The sequence below is a fragment of the Heyndrickxia acidicola genome, from assembly GCF_001636425.1.
GTDB lineage: Bacteria > Bacillota > Bacilli > Bacillales > Bacillaceae_C > Bacillus_AE > Bacillus_AE acidicola.
This window is the reverse complement of sequence record NZ_KV440953.1, coordinates 348,021-367,966: the sequence shown is the minus strand read 5'-3', so window position 1 is coordinate 367,966 and position 19,946 is coordinate 348,021. Positions and strand designations below refer to the sequence as shown.

At 40.0% G+C, this 19,946-nt stretch carries 22 protein-coding genes, 1 tRNA gene and 2 riboswitches; of the genes, 8 read left to right on the top strand and 15 right to left on the bottom strand.

Annotated elements, in window-relative coordinates; translation table 11 throughout:
• Window positions 1-68 precede the first annotated feature (68 nt).
• Window positions 69-2,624 (bottom strand): vitamin B12-dependent ribonucleotide reductase, encoded by a 2,556-nt coding sequence (locus A5N88_RS01655; protein ID WP_066262238.1) that lies wholly within the window; start codon window positions 2,622-2,624, stop codon window positions 69-71.
• A gap of 165 nt (window positions 2,625-2,789) precedes the next feature.
• On the opposite strand from A5N88_RS01655, the gene A5N88_RS01650 reads away from it, so the two are divergent.
• Window positions 2,790-3,002 carry a hypothetical protein gene (locus A5N88_RS01650; RefSeq protein ID WP_066262236.1) on the top strand — a complete coding sequence of 71 codons (213 nt, stop codon included), beginning with the start codon at window positions 2,790-2,792 and terminating at the stop codon, window positions 3,000-3,002.
• 75 nt (window positions 3,003-3,077) lie between these two features.
• Here A5N88_RS01650 and A5N88_RS01645 read toward each other — a convergent pair whose 3' ends face one another.
• Complete coding sequence (locus A5N88_RS01645; RefSeq protein ID WP_066262230.1) at window positions 3,078-3,914, bottom strand: lipoate--protein ligase family protein; 837 nt, start codon at window positions 3,912-3,914, stop codon at window positions 3,078-3,080.
• 386 nt (window positions 3,915-4,300) lie between these two features.
• On the opposite strand from A5N88_RS01645, the gene A5N88_RS01640 reads away from it, so the two are divergent.
• Together A5N88_RS01640 and A5N88_RS01635 are read left to right on the top strand one after the other, a co-directional pair.
• Window positions 4,301-4,684: a rhodanese-like domain-containing protein gene (locus A5N88_RS01640; RefSeq protein WP_066262227.1), complete on the top strand. Its 384-nt coding sequence runs from the start codon at window positions 4,301-4,303 to the stop codon at window positions 4,682-4,684.
• Window positions 4,685-4,959: 275 nt separating this feature from the next.
• A complete protein-coding gene (locus A5N88_RS01635; protein WP_198160160.1) occupies window positions 4,960-5,751 on the top strand; it encodes an AAA family ATPase in 792 nt (263 codons plus the stop codon).
• Window positions 5,752-5,962: 211 nt separating this feature from the next.
• Here A5N88_RS01635 and gcvPB read toward each other — a convergent pair whose 3' ends face one another.
• From gcvPB to gcvT, 3 genes are read right to left on the bottom strand one after another with little or no spacing between them, the layout of a single operon-like run.
• Entirely contained in the window at window positions 5,963-7,429 is a 1,467-nt protein-coding gene (gcvPB, locus tag A5N88_RS01630) for an aminomethyl-transferring glycine dehydrogenase subunit GcvPB (RefSeq protein ID WP_066262225.1), read from the bottom strand.
• A complete protein-coding gene (gene gcvPA, locus A5N88_RS01625) occupies window positions 7,422-8,771 on the bottom strand; it encodes an aminomethyl-transferring glycine dehydrogenase subunit GcvPA (RefSeq protein ID WP_066262223.1) in 1,350 nt (449 codons plus the stop codon). Before gcvPA ends, gcvPB begins: the two co-directional genes overlap by 8 nt.
• 19 nt (window positions 8,772-8,790) lie before the next feature.
• Entirely contained in the window at window positions 8,791-9,897 is a 1,107-nt protein-coding gene (gcvT, locus tag A5N88_RS01620) for a glycine cleavage system aminomethyltransferase GcvT (RefSeq protein ID WP_066262221.1), read from the bottom strand.
• A gap of 139 nt (window positions 9,898-10,036) precedes the next feature.
• A riboswitch (glycine riboswitch) is annotated at window positions 10,037-10,115 on the bottom strand.
• 3 nt (window positions 10,116-10,118) lie between these two features.
• Window positions 10,119-10,209, bottom strand: a riboswitch (glycine riboswitch).
• Window positions 10,210-10,449: 240 nt separating this feature from the next.
• Here gcvT and A5N88_RS01615 point away from each other — a divergent pair.
• On the top strand, window positions 10,450-12,156 hold the full coding sequence (locus tag A5N88_RS01615; RefSeq protein ID WP_066262219.1) for a DEAD/DEAH box helicase: 1,707 nt from the start codon (window positions 10,450-10,452) through the stop codon (window positions 12,154-12,156).
• Window positions 12,125-12,931 carry a YqhG family protein gene (locus A5N88_RS01610; RefSeq protein WP_066262216.1) on the top strand — a complete coding sequence of 269 codons (807 nt, stop codon included), beginning with the start codon at window positions 12,125-12,127 and terminating at the stop codon, window positions 12,929-12,931. The genes A5N88_RS01615 and A5N88_RS01610 overlap by 32 nt, the downstream gene beginning before the upstream one ends.
• A gap of 70 nt (window positions 12,932-13,001) precedes the next feature.
• Here A5N88_RS01610 and A5N88_RS01605 read toward each other — a convergent pair whose 3' ends face one another.
• From A5N88_RS01605 to comGA, 9 genes are all read right to left on the bottom strand, one after another.
• Entirely contained in the window at window positions 13,002-13,178 is a 177-nt protein-coding gene (locus tag A5N88_RS01605; protein ID WP_066262214.1) for a YqzE family protein, read from the bottom strand.
• Window positions 13,179-13,218: 40 nt separating this feature from the next.
• Window positions 13,219-13,719: a shikimate kinase gene (locus A5N88_RS01600; protein WP_066270132.1), complete on the bottom strand. Its 501-nt coding sequence runs from the start codon at window positions 13,717-13,719 to the stop codon at window positions 13,219-13,221.
• Window positions 13,720-13,736: 17 nt separating this feature from the next.
• Window positions 13,737-14,111, bottom strand: a complete 375-nt coding sequence (gene comGG, locus A5N88_RS01595; RefSeq protein ID WP_066262212.1) for a competence type IV pilus minor pilin ComGG — start codon at window positions 14,109-14,111, stop codon at window positions 13,737-13,739.
• A complete protein-coding gene (comGF, locus tag A5N88_RS01590; RefSeq protein WP_066262210.1) occupies window positions 14,101-14,610 on the bottom strand; it encodes a competence type IV pilus minor pilin ComGF in 510 nt (169 codons plus the stop codon). The genes comGG and comGF overlap by 11 nt, the downstream gene beginning before the upstream one ends.
• The gene (locus tag A5N88_RS01585; protein ID WP_066262205.1) at window positions 14,573-14,887 is read right to left on the bottom strand and encodes a type II secretion system protein; all 315 of its coding nucleotides are present in this window, start codon (window positions 14,885-14,887) and stop codon (window positions 14,573-14,575) included. The genes comGF and A5N88_RS01585 overlap by 38 nt, the downstream gene beginning before the upstream one ends.
• The gene (gene comGD / locus A5N88_RS01580; RefSeq protein ID WP_066262203.1) at window positions 14,877-15,314 is read right to left on the bottom strand and encodes a competence type IV pilus minor pilin ComGD; all 438 of its coding nucleotides are present in this window, start codon (window positions 15,312-15,314) and stop codon (window positions 14,877-14,879) included. The genes A5N88_RS01585 and comGD overlap by 11 nt, the downstream gene beginning before the upstream one ends.
• Window positions 15,314-15,619: a competence type IV pilus major pilin ComGC gene (gene comGC, locus A5N88_RS01575; RefSeq protein WP_157090568.1), complete on the bottom strand. Its 306-nt coding sequence runs from the start codon at window positions 15,617-15,619 to the stop codon at window positions 15,314-15,316. The genes comGD and comGC overlap by 1 nt, the downstream gene beginning before the upstream one ends.
• A gap of 67 nt (window positions 15,620-15,686) precedes the next feature.
• Window positions 15,687-16,757: a competence type IV pilus assembly protein ComGB gene (comGB, locus tag A5N88_RS01570; protein ID WP_232317501.1), complete on the bottom strand. Its 1,071-nt coding sequence runs from the start codon at window positions 16,755-16,757 to the stop codon at window positions 15,687-15,689.
• Window positions 16,687-17,769 carry a competence type IV pilus ATPase ComGA gene (comGA, locus tag A5N88_RS01565; protein ID WP_066262200.1) on the bottom strand — a complete coding sequence of 361 codons (1,083 nt, stop codon included), beginning with the start codon at window positions 17,767-17,769 and terminating at the stop codon, window positions 16,687-16,689. Before comGA ends, comGB begins: the two co-directional genes overlap by 71 nt.
• A 121-nt stretch (window positions 17,770-17,890) precedes the next feature.
• Between comGA and A5N88_RS01560 the strand changes: the two genes are divergently transcribed.
• A tRNA-Gln gene (locus A5N88_RS01560) sits at window positions 17,891-17,962 on the top strand.
• Window positions 17,963-18,414: 452 nt separating this feature from the next.
• A complete protein-coding gene (locus A5N88_RS01555; protein WP_066262197.1) occupies window positions 18,415-18,657 on the top strand; it encodes a DUF2626 domain-containing protein in 243 nt (80 codons plus the stop codon).
• Between the two features lie 112 nt (window positions 18,658-18,769).
• Here the strand turns inward: A5N88_RS01555 and A5N88_RS01550 are convergent, their stop codons facing one another.
• Window positions 18,770-19,405: an MBL fold metallo-hydrolase gene (locus A5N88_RS01550; protein ID WP_066262194.1), complete on the bottom strand. Its 636-nt coding sequence runs from the start codon at window positions 19,403-19,405 to the stop codon at window positions 18,770-18,772.
• 355 nt (window positions 19,406-19,760) lie between these two features.
• On the opposite strand from A5N88_RS01550, the gene A5N88_RS01545 reads away from it, so the two are divergent.
• Complete coding sequence (locus tag A5N88_RS01545) at window positions 19,761-19,937, top strand: DUF2759 domain-containing protein (protein WP_066262192.1); 177 nt, start codon at window positions 19,761-19,763, stop codon at window positions 19,935-19,937.
• The last annotated feature ends 9 nt before the right edge of the window (window positions 19,938-19,946 follow it).

Below are 19,946 nucleotides of genomic sequence, written 5' to 3'. Positions count from 1 at the left end.
TCCCTCGTTTGCTGCATCTTTGATTAAACCTCAAAAAAAAAGAAGAGGGAATGCATTCCCTCTTCTTTTTACAATCCGCATTTCAGCTGGGCATGGCAATTATCACATGTATTGCATCCACCATGCTCTTTCACTTTACCTGTGCGGCAAACAGGGCAGGTATCCCCTATTTCAGAACCATATGTGACGCTGGTTGATTGAAGCGCCTGAATAGTTTCCACCAGGACGACCTGCTGTTTTTCAGGTTTAAAAGCAACCTCTTGGCCAGTTGTATTTTCTTCTGCCTTTAGGGTCAGTACCTGAGAATCGCGGCTGCCGTCTACATACACTGTACCCCCTTTTGCACCGCCATTGTAAAGTCTTTCGTATACTTTTTGAACCTGCTCCACTGTATAGCCGCTTGGCGTATTAACAGTTTTGGAGATTGAACTGTCAATCCAGCGTTGAATTACGCACTGCACATCTGCATGGGCTTCCGGGGCCAATTCCATTGCCGTTACAAACCATTCTGGGAGCTGGTTAGATTCAGCAGCAGGGTTTGCATCCAGGTACTCCTGTACAATGTCAGCTTTTACTTCAATAAATTTACCAAGACGGCCGCTGCGATAATAAGTAAAGGAGAAGTACGGCTCAAGCCCAGTTGAGCACCCTATCATCGTTCCTGTTGAGCCTGTTGGGGCAACAGTTAACAAATGGGAGTTGCGTATGCCTGTTTCAAGAATCGATTGTCTGATTTCTTCCGGCATTTTTTTCATATAGCCTGTAGAAATGAATGCTTTTCTCAGGCGGGCAGTTTCTTCCTCTGTTTCACCTTGCAAAAAGGGAAAGCTGCCTTTTTCTTTTGCCAGCTCAACGGATGTATTATATGCCGTTACAGCAATTGTTTCAAATACTTTGTCAACAAGCTCATTTCCTTCTTCGGAACCATACTCTTTTTCACAATAGATTAAAAGATCGGCAAGACCCATTACGCCAAGTCCAACTCGTCTTTCACCAAGTGCCTGCTTTTTATTTTCAGCCAGGAAATATGGTGTAGCATCAATGACATTGTCCTGCATACGGACACCAATCTCCACTGTTTTCCTAAGCTTTTCAAAATCAACTGTTTTTGTTGTTTTATCTGCCATCTGCGCGAGATTTACTGCAGCAAGGTTACATACACTGTATGGTGCGAGTGGCTGTTCACCGCATGGATTTGTCGCCACTACCTTTTGTCCATAAGCTTTGGCATTGGTCATGTCATTGGCGTTATCAATAAAGAAGATGCCGGGTTCTGCCGAATAGGTAGCACAGATATTGATCAGATTCCATAGCTCTCGGGCTTTCATTGTGCGGTAAGTACGTACCTTATGCCCAAGTTTTTCCCATTCACGAACGTCTCCTACTTCATGCCATTCATCATTATATTTTGCCATTTCTTCCTTGGTGTAGCTCTCAACATCTGGGAAGCGAAGTTCATAGTCCATGTCTTTTTCTACAGCTTCCATAAAATCGGCTGTTAGGCAAACCGAAATATTGGCACCTGTTAAAAATTCAGGATTATGCACTGTATACGTTCCGCCTGTGTTCAGCTTTTCTTCTGCTTCAAGAATGATGTCGGAGCTGAACCCTCCCTGTCCAGAAATCGGCTTATAGTTCAGGATGCCCTGATACATATCTGTTTCTATTTGTGTAAGAGGAGTAAATTTAAGTTTTTCTCTTGCGTGTTTCTTAATAACCGGGTCACTTGTGTTTTCAATCAGGAATCGAAGAATGCGAGGGTTTTGCATTTTTGAGATGATAAACTCCACAATATCCGGATGCCAAGAGGAAAGCATAATCATTTGGGCGCCTCGGCGAGATCCGCCCTGTTCAACAAGGTGTGTCAGCTTCGCAATATCATCCAGCCATGATACGGATCCTGAGGATTTTCCATTTACGCCTTTTGCAAGAGTATTCCTAGGACGAAGGGTTGAACCGTTTGTACCGACTCCGCCGCCGCGGCTCATTATTTCCATCACTTGTTTTCTGTGCTCTGAAATACCTTCGCGGGAATCCGGGATGAAAGGCATAACATAACAGTTAAAATAAGTTACTTCAGTGTCTGCGCCAGCCCCATATAACACCCTTCCTGCAGGGACAAAGTTTAGGTTTACAAGCTCCTCATAGAACTTTTCAAACCATTCTTTCCGCTTCTCTTCTGTTTTTTCGACGGAAGCCAAGCCTGTTGCGTTTCTTTTTGCAATTTGCTCATAAAAGATTTCAAGAGGCTTTTCAATCACATCTAACGGCCTTGTAATCACTCCTGTTTCAAGCTCACCGGGCTGGTCCAAAGCTGTTCTGTATTCTTCATCAATTAAAATATCAGCTCGGTTATTTTCCCAATCTATATTTTGAATTACCCCCATGCCGCGTGCTGGAAATTTCGGATCTTCTTTTATCGTTAATACCACAAAGTCCCCTTCCGTAAGAGTTACTTTTTCTGTGTCTTTAAAAGCATAACGATCAATCATGACAAGTCTTGAAACACCTTTGTGAGTAATATACATGTCAGGAGTGATAGGGTGTACCTGCGGAAATAAGGAGATGTCCTTATTCAACCTTTCCACATTGATTTTCAGTATTTTTGCAGACGTAACAGACATTCTGATTGCCAACTCCTTCAATCTTTCTTCTACTCTATTTTTTATTTACTATATCTTAAATTATCATGTACTCATCTAAGAAATCAACCGTTTAACACAATATATAGTGGATTATTTTCTTCAATTAACACTACATATAGAAAATAAGGTCAAGGATGTCTGCGTTTGTCAAATAATGAAATACATAATATTAAGCGTAATTTAGAGAGATTGGCAGAATTTGTAGTTATTTTAGAAGAAAATAGGGCAATATCGGGGTTGCGAAAAACCCGAGCAGGAACAAAGGCTAAGAAAAAGGGAAAAAGCTGTATTCTCGCTTCCTCCCCTAAAAAAATATTTTTAATTTTTTCTCTTCCCATATCTTACTTTGCTAACTGAAGCACAGAAATCGTTCATCTCTATTAATGGCAAGGCTCCTGAATTAAAATCTAGGACTGATGCAATTAGTTCTTATTATCTCTTAAAATTCCATTCATGAGACTCATAACGGGATTTCGCCAGATTGTTGACATACTCCAATTCTGACGCAGCCAGTTCATACGGCTCCAATTCAATATTTAACCCTTCTTCAAAGCCCTTTTTAAAAGCTGCTTTTGCTTCATCAAATGAAACGGGCTCATTCCTGATTTCATTCATGGCAACGGCTTTATTTTTAAAGGCTCTTTGCATTCTTTCTTTAACGCGGTCACTTGGGTATTTAAAGATACTGAATAATTTATCTTCATCCAGATCAAGAAGGATGGAACCATGCTGCAAGATGACACCCTTCTGTCTTGTCTGTGCACTTCCAGCTACTTTTCTGCCTTCCACCACAAGTTCATACCAGCTTGGTGCGTCAAAGCATACGGAGGATCGGGGATTTTTAAGGCCCTCTTTTTCTTCCTGAGTTCTCGGCACTGCGAAATAAGCTTCAAGTCCAAGTCCGTGAAATCCCTTTAAGATTCCTTCAGATATCACCCTATACGCTTCTGTAACCGTTTTAGGCATTTCAGGATGCTCTTCGGAAACGATTACACTATATGTAAGCTCATGCTCATGCAGGACGCCGCGTCCTCCTGTAGGGCGTCGAACAAATCCCAGACCATGCCGCTGGACGGCATCGAAATCAATTTCTTTCTCCGCCTTCTGGAAATACCCTATTGAAAGAGTAGCAGGATTCCACCCATAGAATCGAATGGTAGGAGGAATTTTCCCTTCACTATGCCAATCCAGCAATGCCTCATCCAAAGCCATGTTAAAGGACGGGGAACAATGCCCTGAATCAATAAAGCGCCATACCTCTTTTTTCATTTTCATAACCTCTCTATTGTCCAGCTGCGAGCACCATCGGCTCGAGGTCATAAGCCCAGACGTCCGAGAGGTTATAGTGCGATCCTCTCTGCCGTCTAGTCTTATGCTGGTCGCCGATACCCAGGTGCTCTCAGCTTTTCTATTGTCCAGCTGCGAGCATGAAGGTTAAAATTCAAACCTTCCCTTACCATCGGCTCGAGGTCATAAGCCCTGCAGCCGATAATTAGGCGCTCTTTGCTTTACTGAATAAATTTCCACTTATTCAGTTTATCAAATCAAGTCTAGTAAAACAAAGAAAGTGAAACTTTTAATAAAATAATTTTGATTCATTCCCCTATCATGAATATAATAGATTTAGTGCAACATCTTAGAAAGGGGAAAAGAAATTGACTAACTATATTGTACTTATTATCCTGATCGTGGCTGTAATTGCCTACTCAGTATTCACCTACTTCTTCCAAAAGAGAACTGTTAAATCCTTAACAGAAGAGGAATTTAAAGTAGGTTACAGAAAGGCTCAGCTAATTGACGTGAGAGAGCCGAACGAATTTGAAGAAGGACATATTCTGGGTGCTAGAAACATCCCTCTCTCACAGCTTAGAATGAGAGGCAAGGAAATTCGGACTGATCAGCCGGTTTATTTATATTGCCAAACCGGAATGAGAAGCGGACGTGCAGGCCAGACACTTTATCGTAAAGGGTATAGGAACCTTTATCATTTGCAGGGTGGATTTAAAAAATGGACAGGAAAAATTAAAACAAAAAAATAAACCTGCTACAGCAGATTGCTTCAATATAATAATACAATTGCAAACTTATACAGAAGAACCGCAGTCCGTCTGCGGTTCTTTTTGCTTTAGCCTGCCTGCCTGCCTCCATTTCAAATGCTATTCTTATTAGCTATGTATTCTGAATCAGCCCCCTCCCCCTACGATTTGGCAATGAGATATTCTAGAGCCCTGCTTTTTAGAAAGGAAAACGTTATAATAGAATCAAAATATTTTTTGCGCCAATTACATGAATGAAAGGGGAATGTCCTATCCATTTGAAAAGCATTTCATTGAAAACTTCTTTTAAAAAAGATAGCTACCCTTTTACTTTGCCTTTATTTCAATCATTCCACTCACTGTCATTTGATGCCCCTATCATAATATTTGCAGGAGAAAATGGAACCGGCAAGTCTACTCTCCTTCAGGGAATAGCTGCAGCAGCTCAAATCCCATCAGCAGGCGGTTATGAAATCGAAGACGATACTGACTTTATGAATTCAAAAAAGCTTGCTGCTGCTCTGAAATTGAGTTGGAACAATCGAACCAGGAGTGGTTTCTTTTTGCGCTCTGAAGACTTTTTATACTTTACAAAAAGAATATCTCGCATGAAGCAGGAAGCAATAGAAGAATTACGTCTCATACAAGAAGACTATAAAAATAAATCCGATTATGCCCGGAGTCTGGCTGAAATGCCGCATAAGCGGACATTGCATGACCTCAAGAAACTGTATTCAGAAGGTTTGGAGACACGGTCTCACGGAGAAGGTTTTCTTGATTTTTTCAAATCAAGGCTTAAGTCCAATGGCATTTATCTGCTTGATGAGCCAGAAACACCACTTTCTCCTATGCGCCAGCTAAGTTTTATGAGTATGGTAATGGATGCAGTAAAAGAAGGCGCCCAGTTTTTTATCGTAACCCATTCCCCTATTCTGATGGCACTGCCAGGTGCAGAAATTTATTCGTTTGACAGTCATTCTATTGAAAAAGTATCTTATTCCGACGTAGAACACGTCCAAATTACAAAGCAATTCCTCGAAGCACCGGAAAGATTTATTAAGTATTTGTAGGAAGGAAAGTGTATCCTCATAGGACATACAGACTTGTAGGGCATCAATGGAAGTTAAGAAAACGAGTTGTTGACCTATTGCAGAGATTAGATGCGGCGAAGATGGACAACGTTTGGATTGATTTATCTTTTGTACGTAAAGCAACAATCTATGCAAAAACAGCAATAAAAACAACCCCTTGTCCATGGTAATAGGACCAGGGGTTGTTTTTTTAATGATTAGACTGATAACGCAGAACAGGTTTTCTTGCCGCCTGCGCTTCATCAAGGCGCTTTACAAACGTGTTGTAAGGGGCATCCTGAACTACTTCTGGATTTTCTTCAGCTTCTTTTGCAATCTGAATCATTGTATCAATAAAGGAATCAAGCGTTTCTTTTGATTCTGTTTCTGTCGGTTCAATCATAATGCATTCTTCAACATTAAGCGGGAAGTAAACGGTTGGCGGATGGAACCCGAAATCAAGCAGCCTTTTCGCAATATCAAGGGTCCGCACACCCAATTTCTTTTGTCTCCGTCCACTTAATACAAATTCATGCTTACAATGTTGATCGTAAGGAAGATCATAGTATTCAGCCAATCTCCTCATCATGTAATTTGCATTGAGTACTGCATTTTCCGTAACAGCCTCAAGGCCATCAGGACCCATAGATCGGATATACGTATAGGCCCGGACATTGATACCGAAATTTCCGTAGTATGGCTTCACGCGGCCAATAGACTCGGGTCTATCATAATCCAAAATAAACTGTCCGTCTTTTTTTGTTACAACCGGTTTTGGCAAAAATGGAATCAGTTCCTTTTTCACGCCAACTGGTCCGGAGCCTGGGCCGCCGCCTCCATGCGGACCAGTAAAAGTTTTATGAAGATTTAAATGCACAACATCGAATCCCATGTCCCCTGGACGAGCCTTCGATAATACAGCATTTAAATTGGCTCCATCATAATAAAGCTTTCCGCCTACACCGTGGATGATTTCAGCTATCTCTACAATATCCCTTTCAAAGAGACCGAGTGTATTTGGGTTTGTCAGCATAAGCGCAGCTGTGTCCGGTCCGGCAAGGCGCCTCAAATCCTCCAGATCTACCAAGCCTTCTTCATTTGATTTAACCGTAACAGTCTCAAGACCTGCTACTGTAGCAGATGCAGGGTTGGTACCATGTGCTGAATCCGGGACAATGACCTTTGTTCTTTTCATGTCTCCATTAGCCTCATGGAAAGAACGAATCATCATCAGCCCTGTCCATTCCCCATGTGCACCTGCTGCAGGCTGAAGTGTAACCTCGTCCATTCCGGTAATTTCAATTAAGTGCTCCTGCAAATCATACATTAATTCAAGAGCACCCTGTACAGAGCTTTCCTCCTGCAAGGGGTGGATATGAGCGAAACCAGGAAAGCGTGCTACAGATTCATTGATTTTAGGATTATATTTCATAGTACAAGAACCAAGCGGATAAAAGCCTGAATCCACACCATGATTATTTTTCGACAGAAGTGTATAATGTCTCATAATATCCAGCTCTGAGATTTCAGGAAGACCTGGCTCTTCCGTACGTATATAATCAGATGGAATCAACTGGTCAACATTCACTTTTGGCACATCCAGTTCAGGAAGGCTGTATCCAATACGCCCTTCCGTTGATCGTTCAAAAATTAGCGGCATTTCTTGGTTATTATTCATGGCGATCCCCCAATTCCTTTACGAACTCATCAATTTCTTCTTTCGTACGCATTTCTGTTACTGCTACAAGCATATGATTCTCTAATTCTTTATAATTACGGCCTAAATCATAGCCCCCAATAATGCCTTTTTCTAGAAGCTGCTGATTTATTTCCTTTACAGGACTTCGGGTATTAATCACAAATTCATTGAAATTGCCATTTTCAAAAACAACCTCAATTCCCTTTTCCTTGAACTGTGATTTGGCATATTCTGTTTTATAAATATTTTGTAGAGCCATTTCTTTTACGCCTTTTTTTCCAAGAGCTGTCATTGCTACAGATGCAGCAAGAGCATTTAATGCCTGATTTGAACAAATGTTTGAAGTAGCCTTATCCCGGCGGATATGCTGCTCACGAGCCTGCAATGTTAAAACAAAGCCTCTTTTACCATTTTCGTCAATCGTTTGCCCAACGAGTCTGCCTGGTAACTTTCGCATTAGCTTAGATGTAACTGAGAAATATCCGCAGTGTGGACCACCATAGGCAGCCGGAATACCAAAAACCTGTGCGTCGCCAACTACAATGTCGGCACCAAGCTTTCCAGGAGGCGTAAGCGCACCTAATGCAAGAGGATTGCTGGACACGACCATCAGCGACTTCATTTCATGTACAATCGGTTCTAAATCCTTTAACCTTTCTATTTGTCCAAAGAAGTTAGGATATTGGACAACCACTGCCGCCACATTTTCATCCATTAATTCTTTTAATGCATGGATATCCGTTAAGCCGTTTTGATGGGGTATCTCAATTACTTCAATGCCCTGGCCCTTTGCATATGTAAAGAGAACATCTCTTGATTCAGGATGAACTGTCTTCGATACAAGCACCTTTTTTTTGCGTGTATGGCCGCATGAAAGCATTGCTGCTTCAGCTAACGCTGTTCCGCCGTCGTACATGGAGGAATTGGCCACGTCCATCCCGGTAAGTTCACAAATCATGGTTTGAAACTCAAAAATGGCCTGCAATTCACCTTGAGAAATCTCAGGCTGATATGGTGTATAAGCAGTATAGAATTCAGATCTGGAAATAACGTGATCCACAATCGTTGGAATGTAATGATCATATACACCTGCCCCTAAAAAAGAAGCATGGCTTTTTAGGTCTGCATTTTTAGAAGCAAGCTTAGACAGTTCTTTTAATAATGAAGTTTCGGATTTTGCCGGTTTAATATTGTATTGCCCTTTAAAGCGGACTTTTTCCGGAATATCACTAAACAATTCATCAACAGATGAAACCCCTATTGTTTTTAGCATCTCGTTTTGGTCTTGTTCTGTCATTGGTAAGTAACGATGCTTTGCCATACGTGAATTCTCTCCCATCCTACTGTTTTACTATTTTATAAAATGGTGTTGATATAACGGCTGCTTTCAGACGTTTCCCGCGTATTTCCACCTCGAGCTGGCTGCCAATTTCACTATACTCTGCTTTTACAAGAGCAAGCCCAATGCTTTTCTCAAGAGTTGGAGACTGGGTGCCTGTTGTCACCTCGCCGATCTCCTGACCATTTGCAAAGACTTTATATCCATGTCGTGGAATTCCGCGTTCCAGCATTTCAATCCCCACAAGCTTCCTTGGCACTCCATTTTCTTTCTGGCTTTTAAGTGCTTCTTTTCCAATAAAGTCACTGTCTTTATCCAATTTCACAGCAAAGCCAATTTTTGCTTCCAGCGGACTGATATCTTTGGATAGTTCCTGCCCATAAAGTGCGAGAGTTGCTTCAAAGCGAAGCGTATCCCTTGCGCCCAGGCCGCAAGGAAGAATTCCTTCTTCTTCTCCGGCAGCAAGCAGTGCCTTCCATAAATGGACTGCATCACCTGACTGGGAATAGATCTCAAACCCGTCTTCTCCGGTATAGCCTGTCCGGGAAACCAGGGCAACAGCTCCATCCACATTTACTTTTTCTTTGAATTTAAAGGGCTTGATTTCAGATAAATCCGTGTCTTTGACAAGCTTTTGAAGGATACGCTCAGCCTTTGGACCCTGTATAGCTAACTGCGAGATTTCAGCTGAGATATTTGTCAGGATGACATCTCCTTCAATATGCTGTTTTAACCACTCAAAGTCTTTTTCAATATTAGAAGCATTTACAACTAATAAATAATCCTGGTCCTTGCACTTGTAAACAAGTAAATCATCTACCGTTCCGCCGTTTTCATAGCACATCGCCGTATATTGCGCCCCGCCATCGGATAGCTTGGAAACATCATTTGTCAGCATCTTCTGTAAAAATGACAGACTGTCTGCACCCTTTACCGTAAATTCTCCCATGTGTGATACATCGAATAAGCCGGCATTTGACCTTACTGCCTGATGCTCCTGTTTAATGCTTGAAAATTGAACAGGCAATTCCCATCCTCCAAAGTCAATGGTTTTTCCGCCATATTCCTTGTAGACTTCAAATAGTGGTGTCCTTTTTAATTCTTCCACCGAGCTTCCCCCTGTCGCATCCCGTATTGTTTGTGTTTGGTTCAATTATCAAACCTGTGTTTAGCTGACATCTAAAGCTGCATTTGTTTTAAAATTTAGACATAAAAAAAGACAGAATAACCCCTAAGTGTTTTCTGTTCTCTGTCCTGGCACCTGAAAGTTTACCAAAAGGTTTTCCTCGTGGGTGGCTTTCTTTCATAAGAAAGCTCTCTCCAGAGCTGCGTCCGACATGTGTCTTTTTGCCTGAGAGATTCACAACCATGTTGCTTGCTCCTTCGGCGCTGCATACGCAGTCTCTCCCCATGTCATCATTCGCCTATATTTAATTTAATAATGGGCATACTGATAAAAAACACTAGCAAGAAAGTCTTTTGATATGTCCTTTATTTATAAGCTTTAAAACTATTTTCATCCTATCATTAAACATCTATTTTTAGCAATCTTTTTTTAAACTTTTCATAAAATTTCTACCTAATTTTCGCCGAAAAACCGAATGTTTTTCATCAAAAAACCATAAACATTCGTTTATTTTTAAAAAAGGAGAGTCTCAGCATGGATATTAGCATTAATTTTGACCAATCCTGGGGAGAAGAGTTATTACAGCGCTTTCAAAACGATGGTCCATGGGGCAATTGGGAGCTTTATAAACTGGCCATTGAAATGGAAAAGCACCATATTATTCCAGAATTCGAGGGATTGCAGGCTCCAAAGCATTTATCCGGCCTCAAACCCCTTCCCCATCAGCTGGAGGTCGCCAAACAGGTAGTCGAAAATATGAATGGGAAAGCCATTCTTGCAGATGAGGTGGGCCTCGGTAAAACGATTGAAGCTGGCTTAATTTTAAAGGAATATATGATTCGCGGACTCGTTAAAAAAGTATTAATTTTAGTTCCCGCTTCTCTTGTTTCCCAATGGGCATTTGAATTAAATACAAAATTTTATATTCCCGCAATAGCCCAGAAAAAAAGCTATGTCTGGGAACAGTGCGATTGTGTGGTGTCCTCTATTGACACTGCCAAGAGAAGCCCTCACCGAGAAATCATTTATGAACAAAATTACGATCTTGTAATTATTGATGAAGCCCATAAGCTAAAAAACCATAAAACTAAAAACTACGAATTCGTTCAAAATCTTAAAAAGAAATTTTGTTTATTGTTAACCGCTACTCCAATTCAAAACCGTATCGATGAGATTTTCCATCTTGTTTCCTTATTAAAACCCGGCCACCTTGGAAATGAATCCTTTTTTATGGATAAATACAAAAAAGGAGACCGTTCGATTAATGAGGATGAACATTTACGTCACTTGGTAAATAAAGTCATGATTCGAAATCGCAGGGCTGATACCGGGATAGAATGGACAAAACGCCATGTACAGACGGTGCTGATTGACTTTTCTAAAGAGGAAAGGGCGCTTTATGATGCCCTGCAAATCCTCCGTGATTCGGAAAGCCCAGCAGCAAATGCAGGTTTTTCATTAATGACCCTCCAAAGAGAAGCCTGCTCAAGCAGAGAAGCTGTCTACTATACTTTAAAAAATATGTTAAAGAAACAGGAAGCACCCTCTCCTGCTTATGAAGAGAAAATTGCCTTTTTAATAAAAAAAATTGAAGATATCACCAAAAACTCAAAGGCAGAAAAAACACTTGAATTAATAAAAAACATAAATGATAAAGTCATTATTTTCACAGAATACAGAGCTACTCAGCTATACCTGCAATGGTTTTTAAGACAAAATGGCATCAACTCGGTTCCATTTCGCGGAGGCTTTAAAAGAGGGAAAAAAGACTGGATGAGAGAGCTATTTCAAAAGCATGTACAAGTTCTCATTGCAACTGAGGCTGGAGGAGAAGGAATTAACCTCCAATTCTGCCACCATATGATTAATTTTGATCTTCCTTGGAATCCAATGCGACTAGAGCAAAGAATCGGAAGGGTTCACCGCCTCGGGCAAACGGAGGATGTACACATCTATAATTTTGCAACGAAACATACAGTGGAGGATCATATCCTTAAGCTGTTGTATGAAAAGATCCACTTATTTGAACGTGTTATCGGAGAATTGGATGATATTTTAACAAAATTAGATTTTGGAAAATTAGAAGACCATTTATTGGACATTTTCAAGCACTCGAAAACAGAGGGTGAAATGAAAATTAAAATGGACAACTTAACAGAAATGATTCAATTCGCAGAAAGTCTGGAACAAGGAATGGAGGAAGATTACCGTGCAGCAGGAGGAAATTCATCAATATCTTGAAAAATATTTTCATGCCAATCAATGTGAATTTCTCGAGAATAAGGCGGGTTACTTAACCGTTCAATTAACGATTGATTTAGATAAGGAATTAATGAACCGTCCTTTTTACTGGCATTATCTTGAAAAGACAGGAGGAATGCCCAACCCTATGAAGCTGACCCTCATAACGGACAGTAACAAAGCCGATGAGACAATAAAGGGGGAGGCACTTCATTTTGGTGCTCCGCGTCTTCATCAAATTTTTCAGTCAACCAAAAAATTTGCCCATTATATTCGTTTATACGAGGAAGACGTTCTTCAAAAAGAAAGGCAGAAATCTTTATTTCCCTGGCTTGGATTGAACTTGAAAGTATCCTATCAATGTGACCGTAAACGGGATGTTTTCCGTTCTTTTGGTTTAAATTTGATTAATGGTGTTTTAGTCGAAGAATTCCAAACACACCTTGAAGGGAAAACACTATCTCCCAAAATTCCGGATCTTTATTTTACCTTGAGTCCGATTATTATGCCTAAGAGCGGTGTGATGCGAATAGAAAAATTTTTACAAACAGAAATCACCAATGAAGATGCCTCATGGGCAGAATCCGCCATTCAAAGATGGGAAGAAGATTTGGCATTATTGAACCATTTTTACGAGGATATGGATGAAAAGCCGGAAGCCTTCGAAATAGAAAAGCAGGCTTTAAGAGAGCAATATGAGCCTAAAATTCACATTGAAATTATTAATGGCGGTTTATTTTATCTTATAGACAGCCATATTCCGCAGCAGAATTAAAACAAGGCAGTTTTTGCTTGCGTTCATGAGATACCCCTTAAATAAATGAACCAGCCGTACCCGGCTGGTTCTACTTTCGTTTCAGTAACATTAGAAAAGCGTAAGGCAATAGCCCAAACCAATTGAGCAGAAATGGAGGCTTCTCCTCTTTTTTCTGAATTCTTTTTTGTTTTCGTTCAGATTTTGGGACGCTATAATGCTGCACGAATGTTTGTGTAATATATTTAATATAGTCATTTGTCGACACTTTGAGGACACCACCTTTAACCGGAAGTATGCCCTATACTTTATTTATTTAAACGATCCATAATTTTTCCGACCGTATCTTCTACGCTGTCCAAAGAAGTATCAATAATGATATGTGCACAATTTTCATAAAAAGGCTCTCTCGCTAGATAAAGCTCCTTAAGCTCCGTAAAGGATCGATTTACGGCATTCGGTCTGTCAGGATCGCCCATGATTCTATCAATGGCCACTTCAGGAGGACACTTCAAAAAAACGGTCAAACCATTTTCTTTAAGCCATTTTCTGTTCTCTTCTTTCAGAATGATACCGCCGCCGGTGGCAAGAATGCCATTAAATTCTCGCGTCTCTATCAGTTTTTCTGTTTCCTTGTTCCGAAAATATTCTTCTCCAAAAAGCGAAAACATTGCTGATATCTTTTGGTTTTCATCTTTTTCAATCAACTCATCCAAATCAGCTGCAGGGTACCCAAGAGATTGAGAAAGAGCCTTTCCGACAGTTGTTTTTCCTGCTCCCATAAAACCTATTAAATAGATAGGGGCCATAAATATCCCCTCTCCTTTCATTTAACCACCCAATTATAAAGTCGTTTTTGTTTTCTATTATAAAGTACATCCGTGAAAATTTCATTGTTTTGGCCATAATGAATATCTAAAGAAAATTTGTATACATCCCCTCCCTCCTGCTGAGTAGAGTAAAATACTGAATCACGTCCAAATGACACTCTTCCGCCTGGGGGAATCCTGCTGCTCTCTACCTCCTCCATTTGCTTCTTGATTGTTAACAGAGCCATGCTGTTTTGATGATAATAACTCAATGTCTCATAAGAAAAACGTTTCTCAGCCATATAAATCTGCACTGCAGAAAGGACAATGGCAATCGAAAGACTAACGAAGATAAGTGTTAAAGGAAAGATAAAACCTCTCTCACTTTTCAATGCTGCTCCCTGCCTTTTCTATTGTTTTCCCGATTGGGCTGCTGCTTGGTTCAAAAGCACAAATCGCTATATGTGCTTCCCGTTCGCGCCCATCCTGAAACGTCACCAAAACATTAAAACCAGCTGAATCCGGAAGGAAAGATACAGTATCTACCTTTTGCAATACAACCTCATGCCCAGTATTCTCCACTCTCCGTCTTATGCTATTGGCATATTGTTCATAGGATACCTCCGCACCCTTTACTGTGAGCTTTAATTGGGATTTGCCCGCAATGTAATCCGTGCTATACATTATTTCCTGCCTCATCTCAATCACAAAAAGATTCCATTCATAATTTTCTTCAGGGGCAAAAGCACGGTCCATTTGTTTAAATGCCTGGATAATAAGAGGGTAAAAGCTTAATATCATGGCTGCAGTCATCATTGTAAGGATACTTTCTACTAACGTAAAGCCGTCTTGATTAGAAACCTGTTTCCATACATTCTTGAAAATCTTCATACTTTACACATGCCCTTTCCCCTCTTTGGTCCTGAATAAAATAAGTGGTATATTCAGTTTTATCCTCTTTAATGCTTTGATCCTTCGTATCATCAGACATGACCGCTCTTTCAATGGCTTGATATAAAAATCGCTCTGCCGTTGTCAGCTTTTTTGATTGCTCGAGCTGAAGCATCATTTTAAACAGGATAGGAAATAGGGTAACAGTCACAATGAGAAGAAATCCAAAAGCCAGCAAGCTTTCTGCCAGCGTAAAGCCTTTTTCATTATGAAACACTGAACCTCCCCCTTCCTATGTTCACAACAAGCTTTATCTTTTCATTTCCAGCTTTAAAATACATGGTCCCAAATCGGCTTATATTTCCGTCAGGTGTAATGGAGAAAGCCGTTAAATTGGTCCCCGATAAGATTTTGGTACTTGGTGAGAAAGTACGGTCTATGATTCGGACATGGTTAGAATCCGTGGCTACATACCTGCCTGCTTCGGCATAGAATTGAACATACACCTCTATCCTCCTGTTTATTGCATACGACTGGGCATAATATAGATCTGCCTCCAGCTGAGAAATAAACATTTTTCTATCCATCATAAACGATAAGGGTTTAAAACTTAGTCCCCCCAAGGAAATGAGAATGACAGTTACCGAGAGAACGACAAGCATTTCAATGAGAGTAAAGCCTTTTCTGGACCTTAAAATGGTCATCAATTAGAGGTATCCTCACTTACATGGCCCGTTGAATCGATTTTTACGCTGTTCCCATTCGGGCACACGGTCTTGGTCAAATAGCCTTCATCTTTTAATTGACTTGCACTTGCCGGCCATGAATGGTAATCCATTTCATATGTGTCGGTTTGTCCCTGCACCATCTCAATGAATGCATCGCATCCTTTTTTATTAATAGTTTGGCTGTGTTTTGATATATTGGGTATTGCCAAAAAGAGCAACACCGTAATAATCATTAAAACAACAAGCATTTCAATCAACGTAAAACCTTTTTCATTTTTCAAAATGGTTCCTCCATTTGGATTTAGGTATATTTATACATGGTTCCCCTTCAAAATTCATTTCTTGCCTTTAGACTGCATCAATCATTTGAAACATGGGATAAAGAATCGAAATATAAACAGCAACAATCATTAATCCAATCACAATGAAAATGGCAGGCTGCAGACTTCGAAAAATTTTTTGTAGCTTTTCTTCCATTCTTACAAAGCTGAACTGGCTGTAATAAAGCAATTCATGATCCATTCTTCCATTTTTTTCTCCGTGCTTGACAACCATGGTAAATTCCTTTTCGATAAAGCGAACATCAGAGAGAATGACGGAGAATGGTTCCCCGAGCTGCAAACGATTCATTACTGTTTCTGCCGTATCCCTTAATAAAGGGCGGAAGCTTTGATTCTTCATATGGCGGAGCACTTCGTTAATGGAAAATCCGCTTCTTAAGAGGAAACTCCACTCCCGTGCGAGAAACTGACTAATATACAGCTTGTAATAAAATTGAAATATTGGAATTCTTGAAAGCCACTCAGCTTTTTCAATCGGACTTTTTTTGCGGAAATACAGGTGGCTAATAAGAAGGCAAACCAGCAAAAAGAGAGTGAAAAGCAGTACATAGATTGGAGTGTTCTTTAGAAAGTCAATTAAGAAGTGGATATTGCGGGAAGAATTGTAGCCCATGGATTGATAAAGATTATTAAATTGAGGCAGAAGCAAATTTTTCAGTAAAATCATGACAAAAAATAAAATAATGATTAAAATAAGAGGATATTGCAGCAGCTTCACAACGGTTTTGCGATCCCGGGCCTTTTTTCTTAAATAGTCCCCTGCACCAATGAGAGCTTCTGACATATAACCGTGCTTATCTGCAAAGAAAATTTGAATGCATGCATTCTGATCAAAATGCTCCCGAAATAATATTTCGTGGATTGGCACTCCATTATGGAGCTCTGCCACAATATTTTCTGTAACAAGGCGGCTGCGGCCATCCAACCTGCTATAAAAGTCAATCGCTTCTGATATGGAAAAGCCATTTTCAAGCATTTCTCCCAGCCTTGTTAAAAAATTTCCCTGTTCATTGAGGGGTTTCCGTTTTTTCCATTTCGTGAATCCAGCGATCAAATTCGTTTTTAGAAATATAGCCAAGTGCTATCCCCTTTCGTAAGTATTCCTTTAGAGTTGGATAATAATATTGACTGCTTTCACCATTCGCTTCTTTAATGACATTTTGCAGCGCCTTTCCATGGAGCAGTTCATAAACCGCTGTCCTTTTCATCCTTCTTTTATTTGGGCAGAAGGCAGAGCAGTGCTCGCCGCAATAAGGACAAAGCATTGTAACAAGCCTCTGTGCACTCGCTGCAATAACCGTTTGCTCAATCTCATACCATTTTACTCCAAATTCCAATAAACGATATACAGCTCCCCTTGCATCTCTGGCATGAAGCGTTGTCAATACTAAGTGACCCGTAAGTGCTGCCCTGACGGCAATTTTGGCAGTTTCTGAATCTCTGATTTCCCCTACCAGTATGATGTCGGGATCATGACGTAAGATGGCTTTCAATCCCGAACTGTACGTAATGCCCGCCTTTTCATTTACTTGAACCTGCAAAAACTGCTCGCTTTGTTTTTCAACGGGGTCCTCCAAAGTAATTACATTTCTCTTTAATTCTTTAGCACAGTGCTCAACAAGCGTATACATAGTGGTAGTTTTACCGCTGCCAGTAGGACCTGTAAAAATAATCATTCCATGGGAATGCTTTAAAAGAGAAATCAGCTTTTTTGAGATGGTTGGAAATAAAGAGATTTGCTGGACAGTAAGTGTGTTTTTTTGAGGAAGAATTCGAATGACAAGGCTTTCTTTCGATGTGGATGTAGGAAGAGTTGAAATTCGCAATGCAATAAGCTGCTCATGAAGTTCCAGCTGAAATGCGCCGCTTTGAGGCCTTCTTTTTTCGCTGATATCCATCAGTGCTACAAACTTAAAATGCGCTATCAGTCTTTCACCTATTGGGACCGGAATATTACGATGGGGAGAAAGCCGTCCATATAAACGAAATTGTACGAGGTAATCACTGCTTCTTGGAATAATGTGAATATCCGTTGCACTATGCTTCAGAGCCTGGCTGAGTATGAGATCAGCAACTTTTTCTATGGACATTTGACATATAGCACCACCTTTCATAATTGTTCATTCTTAAATTTCGACACTCCCTTTCAAATTCCTTCCAGTTTACAAAAATGTATAAAAATTTTTTTACTGTTCATACTAAGTTTTACAATGGGCTATAGCCAAGCGGTAAGGCAACGGACTTTGACTCCGTCATTCGTTGGTTCGAATCCAGCTAGCCCAGTATTTTAAAAGATTGACTCGGTCAATCTTTTTTTTGTTATTTTAGAGGTTGGCTCTGTTAAAATTCTATTTAGAAAACTGCTTTTTTTAGCTCATTAGTGTAAAACTATCGTTTCGCACGCTTTCAGCTCAGCTGAAAGCGTACAGTAAAGAAAGGAAAATGAGCTGAAAAACAACAGAATACTTTAACAAAACCTAGAGATTAAACTTTTTTCCATTTTCCATTGGTCAAAATATTAACTTTAGCAAAGCTCATATGGTTCTGTTGACAGCAGGTCATTTTCAGCTGGACTTAACGACTTGCGAAAGGTTTTACAAAAATAAAAGCACCACTATACGATTGATTATTCAGAAATATTAAAAAGTAATCCCTTGGATATATTTACATCCTGCCTCTCTTTACCTTATAATTAGATATTGATGGACATTTGGGATAATAAGGAGGGATTGTTTATGGATCGCATGTACAGAGTACTGGGGTTTTGGACCGGTATTTTTACTGTCATGTTTTACATTGGGGGCATGAAAGAAACGGCCTTGATATTTCTTGGCCAAACAGGCTTTTTTGTATTACTGAGCTATCTAAAACTGTCAGAACGTATGTATTTGTACATCTTCGGTGCATATTTAACGATTTTCTTCGCTGGGTTTACATATTACACAACGTTTTTACTTGTGCCGAGTATAGGGGAATAGACTGAGAGAAGCGTAGACGCTGGGGCTATACAGAGACTGAAAGTGTTAGTTACTTTAATAAATACCTATCCATTAAAAAAGCTCTCATAAAGTGAGAGCTTTTTTCCTTTGTTTAATACCCATTTAAAAACGGATTGCCGTCCATTTCATCCTGGACTGTCGTAACAGGGCCGTGCCCCGGTAAAACATAGGTTTCTTCAGGAAGAGACAGCAGTTTGTCATGAATGCTTCTGAGCAGCTGCTCCGCATTGCCATCCACAAGGTCTGTCCTGCCGATCCCCTCTTTGAACAGAGTATCTCCCGCAAAAACTACCTCTAATTCTTTAGAATAGTAGGAAACACTTCCTGGTGAATGTCCTGGAGTTTCAAAAACCTCAAGTGAAAATGGACCGACCTCAAAAACTCCTTCTTCCGAAATGAACTTATCAGCTGGTTTAGCCGTCACAGGGTGATTCGGAACAAAATGGGCAGAACCATTAACCGCAGAATTCCCAAGCCACCCTGCTTCCTTTTTATGTACATATACAGGGATTTGATATTCATCCCGTATCTCATCTACAGCTCCTATATGATCAAAATGAGCATGGGTTAAGAGGATGGCAAGAGGATTAAACCTTTCCTTTTTTAAAAAAGAAAGAAGCTTTTTTCCTTCTGCACCAGGATCAAAAATAACACAATCCTTTTTTTCGTTATACAAAAGATAACAATTTGTTTGCAGTATTCCTAATGGTATCTGTCTCCAATGCATAATGGGTCTCCTTTTTTAAACTATTGTACCCTGATTTGGCACAGTCATATAATGTGTTGTATGATCTCATTCATCCAAGCTAAGAGGATATTTTTAAAGTGATTGCTGTTTTCCTGATAAAGGAATAAAACAATCATTTTAAATAAAACGCCAGAAAAAACAATCTCGAAAAATAAATCCGACTTTTAAATCCAATCCTTTTTTAATGTTCTCAACACCGCTTTATCGCAGCAGGTTTCATGAAAATTAGACTCGACAAAAAGGATTCGGAATTGTAAAATAATTAGTAGTGCATAGCTCATTACATAAAGACATTATCTTCAACTGCTAATATTTTTACAAAGGGGATGTTACGTTGGGGACAGTCATTATTTTTGCTTTAGTGACGCTATTGGCGATTTTTGGTACAGTCAGTTCTATTAGAAAGAAAAATCTCCTTGGAGCAGCTTTCGGACTCATCACTTTGGGAATTTTCGGCTGGTTCACTGTCATGACCGTAATTTATTCCGGATATCCGGCAACTACCATTTAATACGGGAAA